Source organism: Sulfurovum sp., from assembly GCF_036568385.1.
Lineage (GTDB): Bacteria > Campylobacterota > Campylobacteria > Campylobacterales > Sulfurovaceae > Sulfurovum.
Window position 1 is genome coordinate 1 of record NZ_DATCSP010000053.1, and the last position, 12,194, is coordinate 12,194.

The following is a 12,194-nucleotide window of genomic DNA, read 5'->3' on the forward strand; positions in this document are numbered from 1 at the left end:
GTCACCCATACCGGAGACAAACGCATACAAGGCGAACGGTACGAGGAAATAGACAAAGTGCCACCATGTTTTGGTATGATGAAAAAGCACACGGTTCAGTTTATAACTGTACCACTGCAGGTTCGTAATGAAATAGTAGCCTATGGCCAAAATAAAAAGTCCGTAAAAAAGTGTGTTGATTCCCTGTAACATCAGTCTATATCCTTGCAGTGTTCTGTGATCGCCTCAGCGATAAAATCCTTATGCGTTAAAAAGAAGTAATGGTCCCCGTCCAGCGGATAGAACACGCTGTCTGCTATCAGCCCTGCTATCTTCTCGCCTGTATAAAGCGGTGTAGCCGTATCTTCTTTCCCCCAGAAACAGAGCGCTCTGCTCTTGCTTTTTGCAAATTCCGCTTCAAAGTCCTCATCCACCACGTTCTTGAACGTTTCGTACATCTCGTGGCTCATACCCTGTGCATCCGGTGCCACAAAAAGTTCGCGTATCTTCTTCATCCCCAGAGGCTTGAGCAGTTTGAAGGTAGCGATCTTGACCTTTACCGACCATGGCTTGACCGTCACGATCCCTGCAGAAGAGAGAAGGACGAGACAGGGTGTATCAAGCAGTGTAGCGACCTTCCCGCCAAAAGAGTGCCCCATAGCGATCGCAGTCTCTACGCCCAATGCCTCTAAAAAAAGCCGTACGATAGCCGCATAATCTTTGGTCGTCAGGACCATCTCGTTGCTGCTCTTTCCGAATCCGGGAAGATCCAGGTAGATATGCTTGAGATCGGGCATAGTATGGCCGAAAGCCTGTTTCATGATCTCTTTATTGCTCCCCCAGCCATGCAGGATGAGCAGCACTCTCTGCTGTGCCGGATTGACCAGTTCGTAAGAAAGTTTAAAAGTCTGTTCTTTGTAGCGTATCTCTTTAGATGCCATGTTTCACCGTTCAAAAAAAATTGATTTATTCTAACATAAAGCTGCTATTCATTGGCTTCAGACATAGCATCCAGCGTTTGATTTTAGCCTCGTGTGAAACAGTGCTACGGTCATTTTGGCAGAGGAGCGCACCCTTTGATGATCTCCTGCCGTGTGGATCTCAGAATGGTCTGCATCCCGGCATCCTTACTCTCAGCCTTTCCGATCACTTTCATTGCCTCTTTCGGTCTGCCCGTGCGGCATAGCAGATCAGCCAGATTGTTGAGTGCCATGGTATGTGCCGGATCCAGGGACAAAAGCTTGCGGTAGCTTTGTTCCGCTTCCCTGAACTTCTCAGCGTGATAATAGGCATTGGCCAAAGCAAAATAAATGGCTGTATCGTTCGGCCAGCGCTTCAGTGCACTCTGATAGGCGGTGACAGCCTCCTCTCTCATGCCTGTTTTTTCAAGGTCGTAGGCGGCACGTAAAAACCGTTTCGGTGAAGCGGATGCAGGCAGGCGGCCAGGCGGCAGAAGCACCACACCCCAGTTATCGCTCCGTTTCCAGAGTGCCGAGAATGTAGAGAGGGAGATTGCTTCGTTCGGACGGTCAGAAAAATGCATCAACACGGCCTGTTTCTCCTTGTCATACCCTGTCACAGGCGCATAATGCCAGAGCGGATGCCACGCATAGCCGCGGTTGACCAGTACGATCACGGGATGCTCTTTTTCCAGTTCTGTCAGAAGTGCATCAAGCGTCGGTTCCAAAGGGTAGACGAGCAGACCGTTGGCCCGCGCAGTGGAGACAAGTTCCGTCTGCAGCGTACCGCCTTTTGCAGGGATCAGTGTCCGTTTGTCGAGCGCATTCGGTGATAGACGGGGGCTATATGCTGTAGTGGACTGCCAATACGAGGAGACCATCTCAATGGATGTCGCACCGCACAGATCCGAACGCGGGGTTACAAAAGGGACATTGATCGTTGAAGAAGCATAGTGCTTGGCTGAAGGTGAAGGTTCTTTGGGCGTACAGCCGCTCAGGAGTATCCAAGCAGCGCATGCCAAGAGGCAGGAGAGGTAGCTGTGTGCGCTCACACTAACGGACAGAACGGGTAAAGCCGAATACTTTTGTAAATCCGAGGATATCAGTGATCACCAGAAGCACGAAAATAAAGACAACCGCACCGATCAATGAACCCGCCGCACTGCTTCCCGCAGGCATACTGTCTATCTTCTGAGCGATCTGAGATGCCTCTTCATCCGTCATCGAAGCAACTCTCTCCTCGATCATTTTCGGATCCACATCCATCTGTCCCAACATTTTGGCTACATCTTCACGTGCAGTGAACTGCATGACCTTCTCTTTTGGAGACACCGTGACCCGGTGTTCAAAAAGTGCTTCTGTGGAAGCCATCTGAGCCCATGAAGTCTGAGCGAACAGTGAAATACTCAAGATGACCGATAAAAAAAGTTTTGAAATACGCATGATAACCTTCTTTCTAATTGATTTTGATCTTTTTTTGCTGTGTAAATTCTAGTTACATTAAGGTTAAACAAACCTTAAACAGCCTCCACAGGGATGGTACACTGGCACTGCTGTGCCTTGCCATCCTTTAAGCCTCTTTGAAATTGAGCTGCTGTACTTTGTTGTAATCGTAGATATCAGGGAATACCAGCAGTTTCCCATTTTGATCTACATAGGTGGTCAGATATGCCGTATGGACCGGAAGAGGCCTTGTGATCTTCAGATAATGGGTCTTATAGCTGTCATATTTTTCTCTGACCTCCTCATACTCGTGTGCCGTATAGTTCTTACTGAGGTACTCCAGCATATGTTTCGGGTCTCCGAGTCTGATGCAGCCATGGCTGAATGCGCGTTGTTTCCTCTCGAAGAGATGTTTTGTCGGCGTATCATGCATATAGACAGCGTGCTGGTTCGGGAAAATGAACTTCACCCTTCCCAGAGCATTTTTATCCGAGGGGACCTCAATGAACTTGAACGGCACAACTCCTTTGCCCCCTTTATAGGCCTTTGCATCGATATCGCTGAAGCTCAGTTCCGGGGAATCAAGGTCATAATCTTTTCGTATGACCAGGCGGTTTTTTTTCAAATAACCGGGATCTTTCAGGGCATCGGGAATGATCTCGTTTCTCGCAATGCTGTCCGGTACGTTCCAGGTAGGGTTCAGTGTGATATATCGAAGGTTTTCAGAGAAGACCGGAGTCTTGTTCTTTTTCGTACCTACGATCACCTTCATCTCTACAGATGTTTGATCTTCTTCGATCAGACGGACACGATACTCCGGGATATTCACGAGGGCATAGGTATTACCCAGACCCGGTTTCAGCAACTTGACCCTTTCGATATTCAAACGGATATCATACAGCAGCTGCGGTGATGTTTTGCCTGTTTGCTTCAACGCATTGTATTGTTCGATCAGAGCATGGAACTGTGTATACTCCGGGACATAAGGCTTTAGTATCGTTTCTATACGCTGTCCCGCTCTCACCTTTCTCTCGATATCGGCTTCATCTACCTCTTGCAGATAGGTTTCGTAGTAGGCCGCGATCTTCTTTTCTGTTCCATTCTCATGAGGGGCATTAAAACTTTCCGGATCGATACAACTGTTGGCAAGATGCTTCGTGTATGCCACAAGCAGCTTGGACATCAGCGGGGAGTCCCCGCTCTCTTTCACCTTCTGATAAAGTGCCTGCTGGTTACAGATAGAGGCATATCTATCTGTTTTCAGTATCTCCAGGAACTCCTGTTTCTGGGAAGGCTTCCAGCCCTCCGGATCAGGTGTTGCCGAGCCACATCCGCTCACTATCACTGCAGATGCTCCTGAAAGTATCAACGTCAAAAACTTCTTCACTTTAAATTCCCTTCTCTAGCAGTGAAATTCAAAAAATAGTACTTGTAGGTCCTATCAATTTGTATTATAGCGTCTTTCGTAGCAAATCTATTCTATAGACTTTTGGCACAACTGTAAGCACTTGAAAATGCCCACTGAAAGTTGTAACCGCCCAGTCTTCCTGTCACATCCAGTACCTCACCGACAAAGTAAAGCCCCTCTTCCAGTCTGCTCATCATGGTATCACTGTCTACTTCTGATGTCTTTACGCCTCCCTTGGTCACTTCCGCTTTGGAGTAGCCAAAGGTGCCTGCAGGAGCTAAGCTGTAACGGCTTAACGTTTTCAGTACTTTCAACTCCCCTTCTGCAAGCTGATAAAAGGGCTTGTCTTCAAGGCCGAATTCTAGCAGAAATGCTTTCGAAACACGCTTTGGCAGAGGCAGCAGCGAAGAGATCTGTTTTTTGCTCCCCTTCACGCTATTCCATGAAAAGTGTGGCAGAAAATCGATCTCCATCTTTCCCTTTTCCCAGTACAGCGATGCATCGAGCACGGCCGGGCCGCTGATCCCTTTGTGCGCAAAAAGCAGTGCCCCTTCACAGACATGCTCCCCGACATGTATCCTTACCTCTGTGGAAACCCCCGAAAGCGCCTTAAAAAAGAACTGCTCTTTCTGCACCGTAAACCCTACCAGTGCCGGCGCGGTCTTGACGACAGTATGGCCGAACGACTCCGCGATCTGGTACCCTATCCCGCTTGCACCGAGCTTAGGGTAGCTGAGTCCGCCCGAAGCCACGACCACGGCTTTGGCGGTGTGTGTGCTTTTGTTGGTCTTCACATAAAAGAGCCTCCCGCGTTTGGTGACATCCAGCACGGTTTCCTCTGCATAGAGCTTCTGTTTCCGGCTCTCTTTCAGAAAGATCTCTAAGATCTCTTTGGCAGAATCTTTACAAAAATACTGTCTCTCTTTTCGAAGTACGGGATGCAGATCCTGTCTCTCCAGCCACTGCAGCAGTGCTTTTTCACTGAATTGTTTCAAAGGCTGCTGTATAAAACCCGCATCTCCCAGAAAATACTCTGTCCCCATATGTGTGTTGGTAATGTTGCATTTTCCTCCGCCGGAGACAAGGATCTTCGCTCCGGGCTTTGGATTGGACTCTATGATGGCAGCTGTGTCTTTAGGCAGCAGAGAAGCCAGCATCAGTGCACTGGCTCCCCCTCCTATAATGATGATCTTATGGTTCATGGTTCGTATTATACTCAAGCTACACACAAAGTGCACATACCTTCATTAGAATTCCTGCTAAAAAAAGGTTTTTTATGACTAAAATGAAAACACTCATTGCTACCGCTTTTCTGATCACGGCTGTAAGTTCTCTCTCCTATGCCGCCGAACAATATGACACAAAGGCATTTAGAACCGTACAGAAGCTCTGTACCTCCTGTCACGGCACCCCGTTCTATATGGCCAAACAGATCGATGAGGATGACTGGGATTTTTATTTTGAAACTGCCGGCAAACTTGAAAAGATACACAAAGACAAGCCCGAAGCGCTGGAGAGTCTCAAAAGCCCAATGTTCACAAACCGTAAAGAGCGTCTTTTAAAATTCTTTATCGATAATTCCAAGTACTCAGGTGCAGTGAACGGATGTGATGCCAACTTCTGCGGAACGGTCCACTAAAAAACCTCCATTCATACTTTTTGTGTTATAGTATGAAAAAGTATGGATGGGGTCATGTTCAAACTGCTCTTATTGTTTTCATCTCTTTTTTCATTCTCACAGGCAAATCTCTTTACCATCACCGATAAGAACGGAAAGGTCCTCGAAAGTAAAAAGATCCGCCATACCGAGAACGCCTTTCTCAACCAAAAAGCCACAGAGTATTCACTGCAGGCCATCTACGATGAGCTGCACCGTGCAGAAAATCTTGCCCGGATGGCAGAAGCGGCACGCTTGAGAGCAGAACGTATCGCCCGGGAACAGGAAGCAGCCAGGAAAGCGGGAACTGAGTACCGTATTTCAGAAGTGGACAGACAAAAACTCTTGGAAGATGCCAAATACTTCAAAGGAGGAAGGTATGTCTGGGGCGGTACTACCCCTGAAGGGTTTGACTGTTCAGGCTATGTACAGTACCTTTACAGAAAACACAACATCAACCTGCCAAGGACCGCATGGGAGCAGTCCAAGAAAGGGAAGAATGTCACAAGAGAAAACTTACAGAAGGGCGACCTGCTCTTTTTCCTTACCGACAAAAAACGGGGTATTCCTGTTACCCATGTAGGCATCTACCTGGGTGACGGAAAGTTCATCCATGCTGCTTCCAAAAAGGATGGCATCATCATCTCTCCCATTGATCACGGCAGCTATGCTGAAACATTTGTTTCAGCCAGACGTATCATAGATGACAACACTTTGCTGTCACAAATTTGATCGTTCTGCGGGACAGTGAACATCTGATAGGGTTACAAACGCTGCAGTTTTTTCAATCCTTCTTTTACCAGCGTGCTGGTATCCCCTGTAGCGCCAGAAAGCGCTTTCTGGATCGCATCTTTTTTAAATCCTAAACTCTCCAAAGCCATGATCGCTTCACCCATGGCACCCGAATGGGCACTTTCTTCATGTCCATCGACAATGAAGTCGGCCAGTTCTACCAGGATGCGGCTTGCCGCCTTGGGCCCTATGCCGGGTACGCGTTTGAGCATACTGACATCTTTTGCAGAGACGACTCTGGCAAAGGTTTCAGGCGTAAATGTCGAACAGATCGCAAGCCCTACTTTCGGCCCTACACCGTTGATCTTCAGCACCGTGTCGAACATTTTCTTTTCGTTCGTATCCATAAAACCAAAAAGCAGATGGGCATCCTCACGTATCACCTGCGTGACGAAAAGTTTGACTTTCTTGTCCGATATACGGTTGGAAGTGTTGATGGAGACCAGCACTTCATAGATCAGTCCGTTCACATTCACATGTACATAGGTGGGGTCTTTTTTTTCTACAGTACCTTCTATCCCTACGATCATCGCTTCCTCCATCGTCATCCTCGGGCTTGACCCGGGGAGCTGTCATTTAGTTATCAAAGTATATCAGGAGTTTTATGACAGGTGAAATAATATGTCATTTTGTCATATTATTTATGAAATAGATCTATATATCACCATCCATACCTGTACCATTGAGATATTTTATCGGGGGTCATAAGGCTTTTGGTCCACAGTGAAACTGCATGTCCCTCGGTAATTTTATGCTTCTTTGGGCATCTCTATCAACATAAAATGGCTCGGGGTCAGTGCTTCTATCTGCAGTAGACCTTCATCCGCAATTTCCATCGCATCGCCATAGTCCAATCGTATTCCGTTTACGCTTGAACTTCCTTCGATCTGAACAAAATAGATCTGCCGGTCATCTTTGACACGAAAGTCCAGAATTTTAGCCGCATCAAGCTCGGAGACATAGAAGTTGACATCCTGATAGAGCTTTATTTTTGCCCCACCCCCTTGTGACGATACGATATTCAGAAGCTTGTTCTTGCGGTCTTTTTCCTTGAACCTGTAAGACCCGTACAGTCTGTCCAGCCCCTGCCTGGGAGGCAGGATCCATATCTGCAGAAGCCTGAGGTCTTCGCTCTTGTGCCAGTTATGCTCGCTGTGCGATATCCCGTCCCCTGCGCTCAGATACTGCACCTCTCCTCTTTTGAGCGTTTCCGTGTTGCCCATGGAGTCTCTATGGCTTATCTCACCGCTTACCACATAGGAGACGATCTCCATATCTCTGTGCCGGTGCGTATCAAAGCCGCTCATCGGATGGATGATATCATCGTTCACCACCCGCAACACGCCAAAATTCATGTTCTTCGGGTTGTAATACTCTGCAAAACTAAAGTGGAATCTGCTCTCGAGCCATCCCAGATCAGAACGTCCCATATTCTCTTTGGGCAGTTTTTTCAACATCTTTTATCCTTTTTCATCCTTTTTTGGCTCTGTGCGAACATAATGGTCTGTTGCACATTTCTTACTCTATTCTGTCTTTATTTTGCGTGAGAACCATCACAGAACGGTGCGTTGGCGGTTTTTTTGCATCGGCATAGATAATACTCTTTTTCTTCATCAACAGTAAATTTTGAAGGCGTAAAGTCTGTTCCTTTGTGGCTTCCGTCGCAAAATATCTGGTCCTTACTTTTGGCACACGTGCAATAGTAATAGTCTGTATTGGGTTGTAATTGTACTTTTGTTGGTTTCATTCTCATTCTCCTTTATTATTTGGCTGGTTATTTAGCCAAAATTCCTTCTAATTCCACATTGATCTTGACTGTTTCACCTACTGCAAAACCGCCTGCTTCAAGTACCTCATTGTATCTCATTCCGTAGTCAAATCGATTGATCTTCCCACTCAAGGCCAGTCCGACCCTTGTATTGCCCCAGGGGTCTTTCACCATACCATTATTCTCAAACGCCAGTTTTACATCTTTTGTAACACCTCTTATCGTGAGTTTACCGTAAGCTGTATCACCCTCAACTTTTTCCAGCATAAATGTCATTTCCGGGTATTCTGCTGCCGCAAAGAATTCTGATGTTCTCAAATGCTCATCTCTTTTTGCATTCTCTGTATTGATGGACTTCACCGTTACGCTTCCGTTCAAACTTTTTAATGTGTTTGTTGTTTCGTCATAGTCAAATGTTCCGCTGAATGTGTCAAATTTTCCATTGACATTGGAGATCATCATATGTTTGACCTTGAATCCCATGTGAGAATGGTCCGGATCAACATTGTAGGTGCCTGCAAATAATGCACCTCCCGCTAAAATAGAGAGTAGTCCTGGTTTGATCAATTTCATTTTTTTCCTTTTGTTACTAATTAGTAATATTTACACAAAAAAAAGCTACACCGACTTGTGCAGTTTTCTTAAAAGCGTAAACAGTGTGTCGGTCTCCTCGTCACTCAAAGCTTCAAAGTAGCCTTCAAAGTTTTTTGCATGTCCTGGAAACACCTTTTCTATAAGTGCTTTTCCCTTCTCCGTCAGTGATAAAATAGAGGCCCTTTTATCACCTGGATCCGGCAAAGAAGTGATATAGCCATCCCTTTTCAAGTTTCTGATCACAACAGTTACGTTGCCGGGTGTGCTCATGATCAGCTTTGTGATAGCGCCAACCGTAAGATCACCTCTGTGGTAAAGCACTTCCAGTACTTCAAACTGGTTCATGGTAATACCAAAAGAGGTAATGTAGGCAACTTCATTGGCTCTGATCTTGTTATAGGCTCTCAGCAGCTGTATCCATGTCTGCATGGATCTGTCAGCATGCTTTCCGTAACTTGTTGTATTTTTTATCTTCATCTCAAACACCTCTGAAGGGATTATACTACTAATTAGTAATAAATGTCAAGTGTTTTTGTGTTTTTTTTCCAAACAGGATCAAATGAGAGGGCAAGATCTTATGGAAGTGCCCAAAAACCTGACCCCTGTTTTATTTTTTGAAGAAAAAGTTGGAAGAAATTGAATAAAAAGTCGTAATGTTCTGCTAACTGCCTTTAGCTGCCACTCTGTCAAATGGTAAGATATCCATCTCTTTTTTATACACTTCCGTCTGGACATCGAACAGGCCAAGCAGTGTGGAGAAAAGATTGTCCTGGGAGAACTCATTGGAAGCAGCGTTTCTGATCTTCTCTTTGTCCACAGGGAAATCTTTCCCAAGCCACAGCAGAGAGCCCACATGCCTTTGCGTATCAGGCGCGATGAAATAGGGAAGACCATGCAGGTAGAAACCTCCCTCTCCCAAAGACTCTCCGTGATCGGCCATGTAGAACATTGCTGTATCAACTGTCTCTTCATACTTCTTTAAAAGCTGTATCGTCTGTGAAAGGAAGTAGTCCGTATAGAGTAGTGCATTGTCATAGGCATTGGCGATCTCTTCCTGGGAACACTCTTCAAGCTGATTGGTCTGGCAGGTTGGGGTAAAACGTTCAAACGCTTTTGGATAGCGTTTGTAATAGGCAGGCCCATGTTCACCCATCTGGTGCAGCACGATGATCATGTCCTTATCACTCGCTTCGATACGCTGCTCCAGACCGACCAGCATGCCCTCATCCCTGCACTCGTCATCACATATGGTATTGTTCTCTGCTGTTCTATAGTTCTCATATTGCACCCTATCTGCGACACCCTTGGAGTTAGAGTTGTTGTCCCTCCATATTACCTCTATTCCTGCATGGGAGAGTACATCGAGTGCATTCTCCGTATGTAGCCCTTTTTGTGTATCATAGTCGTTTCTGTCGTAAATAGAGAACATACAAGGTACAGAAATGGCCGTAGTGGTCCCGCATGAATACATATGTGAAAAGTCAATGATCTCCTCTTTTTTCAGTAAAGGATTGGTCTCTCTTTCATAGCCATTGAGTGAAAAATGGTCTGCACGGGCCGCTTCACCGACCACCATGATGAGGATTCTCCTTTTTTCTCTTGTTCCTATCTTTGCATCCAGGCCTGTATGTGTCAAAGGAGCATGGGTGTCTTTTGACTGTGCTTTGATATAGGAACCCAGAGAGTAGAGCCCATAGGTCGGGTTGGTATAGGATCGTAAGACCTTATGCTCTCTGAAGAAAGAGGTATAGTGTTTGGAAAAAGGCAGCATGATGACAAATATCAAGACGAAGCTGCCTGCGCTCAGCTTCAATTTTGAAAACAACTCCTTTTTGACGCCATGATAGACGACAGGTGTTTTATAGACCACATACGAAGGCAGGATCCCAAGCATGATCACATAGGCGAACAGTTTCCAGCTCATCAGGTCAGAGGCTTCATTGAGGTCTGTCTGAACCGCATTTTCGATCATCGTTGCATCTATGATGATATGATAGGTCTGCATAAAGTAGTTTGCAGTTGCAGCCGTCATCAGCATCACTATCAGCAGCGGCTTGGTCAGGTATCTCCAGGTTAAAAGAGAGAAAAGAAGCACCAGAAAAAGGAAAAGGACCACCCCTTGCGAGAGGACAAAAGGCGCATAGGTACTGTCAAAAGGGTAGACTTCCAGTACATGCTTGAAAAATGATACATTGGTAAAAAGTACGATAAATAACGAAGTGCCTATAATAAGGGTCGATTGTGTTCTAGGCTTCATTGTCATCCTTCGAAAAATTTGCGTATCCGCTAGCTGAAAAAAGTAAAAGCATGGTATATGATCCCTGATCTATGTTTAGGTTAAAATACGTTGTCTTTGTCAGCAGACCCTGGAAGGGGGCAGTATAGCCACCCTCCGCAAAGTTGGATGCTGATCGATCAAAGGCAGGCTTCTTCACGGCGTTGAAGCTGTTCCCATTTTGCATCTACACGTGCCTGCCACTCGTCGATAAGATACTCGTACTGCTTGGTGAAAAGATGCTTGAAGCGCCCCTGTGCACCGAGATAGTCACGTACCGGAATCACGTTTTTTGGCCGGTAGGTAATATTGAGTTTGGTTCCGTCAATGATCTCATACAGCGGAAAAACCAGCGAATCGGTCGCCAGATCAGAGATAGAGATGGTATCTTCCGGAGCGAATTTCCACTCCGTGGTACATGCGGACATCGCATTGATGAAAACAGGACCCTCGGTCGCATACCCTTTTTGGATCTTGGCGACCATATCTTTCCATTTGTTCGGAGCGACCTGTGCCACATAGGGTGCGCCGTGCGCCGCCATGATCGCCATCATGTCTTTCTTGTTCTGTTTTTCACCGTAGCTTATGCGTCCCGAGGGAGTCGTTGTCGCCGAGGCACCGATCGGTGTGGAAGAGGAACGCTGTCCGCCGGTATTGGCATACACTTCATTGTCCAGACAGACATACATCATATCGTGCCCGCGTTCAAAACATCCGGAGATCCACTGAAAACCGATGTCGTACGTCGCGCCGTCTCCGCCGAACGCGACAAACTTCGGTGTGCGGTCCGGCTGTTTCAGGCGCCCTTTGTTCTTGAGCGCCTTGTACATCGCTTCCGCTCCTGCCACTGCCGAGGAACCATTCTCGAACCCGATATGGATCCAGGAAACATCCCATGACGTATGCGGATAGACGGCGGTACATACTTCAAGACATCCGGTGGATGCTGCAAGGATCAGATTATCATCGGTCGCATTCAATACTTCACGGACTATGATGGAGTGGGCGCATCCTGGACAAAGAAGATTCGCTCCTTCGAAACGATCTGCTGATGTCGAAAAATTTTTGAGATTTTGTGTTTTCGCTTGAAACATGGTTACTCCTTAAAAAAACGAAAGTTTCGGTCCGCGAAGACCAATGAATTGTTGTAATGGCGTCGTTGGATTACCAGCCTCTGCATTTTCCTGAAGGTCACGGTATATGGAATGTATACTTGCTTTTGTCAAGTCACGTCCGCCGAGACCATAAATGTAGTTTGTCAATACCGTGTGGGTACCCGTATTGAACAGCGCCCCTGCAAGTTCATTGTAGAGTGCACC

At 46.4% G+C, this 12,194-nt stretch carries 14 protein-coding genes and 2 pseudogenes; 2 read left to right on the top strand and 14 right to left on the bottom strand.

Translation table 11 applies throughout. From position 1 onward, the window contains the following. The 6 genes and pseudogenes from VIM88_RS06065 to VIM88_RS06090 all read right to left on the bottom strand — a co-directional run. Positions 1-192, bottom strand: a pseudogene (locus tag VIM88_RS06065) (UDP-N-acetylmuramoyl-tripeptide--D-alanyl-D-alanine ligase); the annotation flags it as partial. Then, on the bottom strand, positions 192-920 hold the full coding sequence (locus VIM88_RS06070; protein ID WP_331861994.1) for an alpha/beta hydrolase: 729 nt from the start codon (positions 918-920) through the stop codon (positions 192-194). The pseudogene VIM88_RS06065 and the gene VIM88_RS06070, both read right to left, overlap by 1 nt. Positions 921-1,030: 110 nt before the next feature. Then, entirely contained in the window at positions 1,031-1,990 is a 960-nt protein-coding gene (locus tag VIM88_RS06075) for a PA2778 family cysteine peptidase (protein WP_331861995.1), read from the bottom strand. Position 1,991: 1 nt separating this feature from the next. Continuing rightward, on the bottom strand, positions 1,992-2,381 hold the full coding sequence (locus tag VIM88_RS06080; protein WP_331861996.1) for a PA2779 family protein: 390 nt from the start codon (positions 2,379-2,381) through the stop codon (positions 1,992-1,994). Positions 2,382-2,508: 127 nt separating this feature from the next. Next, positions 2,509-3,768: a L,D-transpeptidase family protein gene (locus VIM88_RS06085; protein WP_331861997.1), complete on the bottom strand. Its 1,260-nt coding sequence runs from the start codon at positions 3,766-3,768 to the stop codon at positions 2,509-2,511. 92 nt (positions 3,769-3,860) lie between these two features. Further along, positions 3,861-4,991, bottom strand: coding sequence for an aminoacetone oxidase family FAD-binding enzyme (locus tag VIM88_RS06090; protein WP_331861998.1), 1,131 nt, complete (start codon positions 4,989-4,991; stop codon positions 3,861-3,863). A 74-nt stretch (positions 4,992-5,065) separates the two neighbouring features. Between VIM88_RS06090 and VIM88_RS06095 the strand changes: the two genes are divergently transcribed. Together VIM88_RS06095 and VIM88_RS06100 are read left to right on the top strand one after the other, a co-directional pair. Next, on the top strand, positions 5,066-5,428 hold the full coding sequence (locus VIM88_RS06095) for a hypothetical protein (protein ID WP_331861999.1): 363 nt from the start codon (positions 5,066-5,068) through the stop codon (positions 5,426-5,428). A 42-nt stretch (positions 5,429-5,470) separates the two neighbouring features. After that, the gene (locus VIM88_RS06100) at positions 5,471-6,178 is read left to right on the top strand and encodes a C40 family peptidase (protein ID WP_331862000.1); all 708 of its coding nucleotides are present in this window, start codon (positions 5,471-5,473) and stop codon (positions 6,176-6,178) included. Between the two features lie 32 nt (positions 6,179-6,210). Here the strand turns inward: VIM88_RS06100 and ruvA are convergent, their stop codons facing one another. The 8 genes and pseudogenes from ruvA to VIM88_RS06140 form a co-directional block, all read right to left on the bottom strand. Continuing rightward, positions 6,211-6,768, bottom strand: coding sequence for a Holliday junction branch migration protein RuvA (gene ruvA, locus VIM88_RS06105; protein ID WP_331862007.1), 558 nt, complete (start codon positions 6,766-6,768; stop codon positions 6,211-6,213). 219 nt (positions 6,769-6,987) lie between these two features. Further along, positions 6,988-7,695 carry a pirin family protein gene (locus VIM88_RS06110; protein WP_331862001.1) on the bottom strand — a complete coding sequence of 236 codons (708 nt, stop codon included), beginning with the start codon at positions 7,693-7,695 and terminating at the stop codon, positions 6,988-6,990. 77 nt (positions 7,696-7,772) lie between these two features. Next, positions 7,773-7,985 carry a CDGSH iron-sulfur domain-containing protein gene (locus tag VIM88_RS06115; protein ID WP_331862002.1) on the bottom strand — a complete coding sequence of 71 codons (213 nt, stop codon included), beginning with the start codon at positions 7,983-7,985 and terminating at the stop codon, positions 7,773-7,775. Positions 7,986-8,012: 27 nt separating this feature from the next. Then, entirely contained in the window at positions 8,013-8,579 is a 567-nt protein-coding gene (locus VIM88_RS06120; RefSeq protein ID WP_331862003.1) for a YceI family protein, read from the bottom strand. 45 nt (positions 8,580-8,624) lie between these two features. After that, positions 8,625-9,077, bottom strand: coding sequence for a MarR family transcriptional regulator (locus VIM88_RS06125; protein WP_331862004.1), 453 nt, complete (start codon positions 9,075-9,077; stop codon positions 8,625-8,627). A gap of 184 nt (positions 9,078-9,261) precedes the next feature. Continuing rightward, positions 9,262-10,857 carry a phosphoethanolamine--lipid A transferase gene (locus tag VIM88_RS06130; RefSeq protein WP_331862005.1) on the bottom strand — a complete coding sequence of 532 codons (1,596 nt, stop codon included), beginning with the start codon at positions 10,855-10,857 and terminating at the stop codon, positions 9,262-9,264. A 158-nt stretch (positions 10,858-11,015) separates the two neighbouring features. After that, on the bottom strand, positions 11,016-11,969 hold the full coding sequence (locus VIM88_RS06135; protein ID WP_331862006.1) for a thiamine pyrophosphate-dependent enzyme: 954 nt from the start codon (positions 11,967-11,969) through the stop codon (positions 11,016-11,018). A gap of 9 nt (positions 11,970-11,978) precedes the next feature. After that, positions 11,979-12,194, bottom strand: a pseudogene (locus VIM88_RS06140) (2-ketoisovalerate ferredoxin oxidoreductase); the annotation flags it as partial.

Bases quoted from the DNA above. Each gene is read 5' to 3' on its own strand.
- VIM88_RS06090 (WP_331861998.1), bottom strand. From the start codon at position 4,991: ATGAACCATAAGATCATCATTATAGGAGGGGGAGCCAGTGCACTGATG.
- VIM88_RS06125 (WP_331862004.1), bottom strand. From the start codon at position 9,077: ATGAAGATAAAAAATACAACAAGTTACGGAAAGCATGCTGACAGATCC.
- VIM88_RS06100 (WP_331862000.1), top strand. From the start codon at position 5,471: ATGGATGGGGTCATGTTCAAACTGCTCTTATTGTTTTCATCTCTTTTT.
- VIM88_RS06135 (WP_331862006.1), bottom strand. From the start codon at position 11,969: ATGTTTCAAGCGAAAACACAAAATCTCAAAAATTTTTCGACATCAGCA.
- VIM88_RS06120 (WP_331862003.1), bottom strand. From the start codon at position 8,579: ATGAAATTGATCAAACCAGGACTACTCTCTATTTTAGCGGGAGGTGCA.
- VIM88_RS06070 (WP_331861994.1), bottom strand. From the start codon at position 920: ATGGCATCTAAAGAGATACGCTACAAAGAACAGACTTTTAAACTTTCT.
- VIM88_RS06115 (WP_331862002.1), bottom strand. From the start codon at position 7,985: ATGAAACCAACAAAAGTACAATTACAACCCAATACAGACTATTACTAT.
- VIM88_RS06080 (WP_331861996.1), bottom strand. From the start codon at position 2,381: ATGCGTATTTCAAAACTTTTTTTATCGGTCATCTTGAGTATTTCACTG.
- ruvA (WP_331862007.1), bottom strand. From the start codon at position 6,768: ATGATCGTAGGGATAGAAGGTACTGTAGAAAAAAAAGACCCCACCTAT.
- VIM88_RS06110 (WP_331862001.1), bottom strand. From the start codon at position 7,695: ATGTTGAAAAAACTGCCCAAAGAGAATATGGGACGTTCTGATCTGGGA.
- VIM88_RS06095 (WP_331861999.1), top strand. From the start codon at position 5,066: ATGACTAAAATGAAAACACTCATTGCTACCGCTTTTCTGATCACGGCT.
- VIM88_RS06130 (WP_331862005.1), bottom strand. From the start codon at position 10,857: ATGAAGCCTAGAACACAATCGACCCTTATTATAGGCACTTCGTTATTT.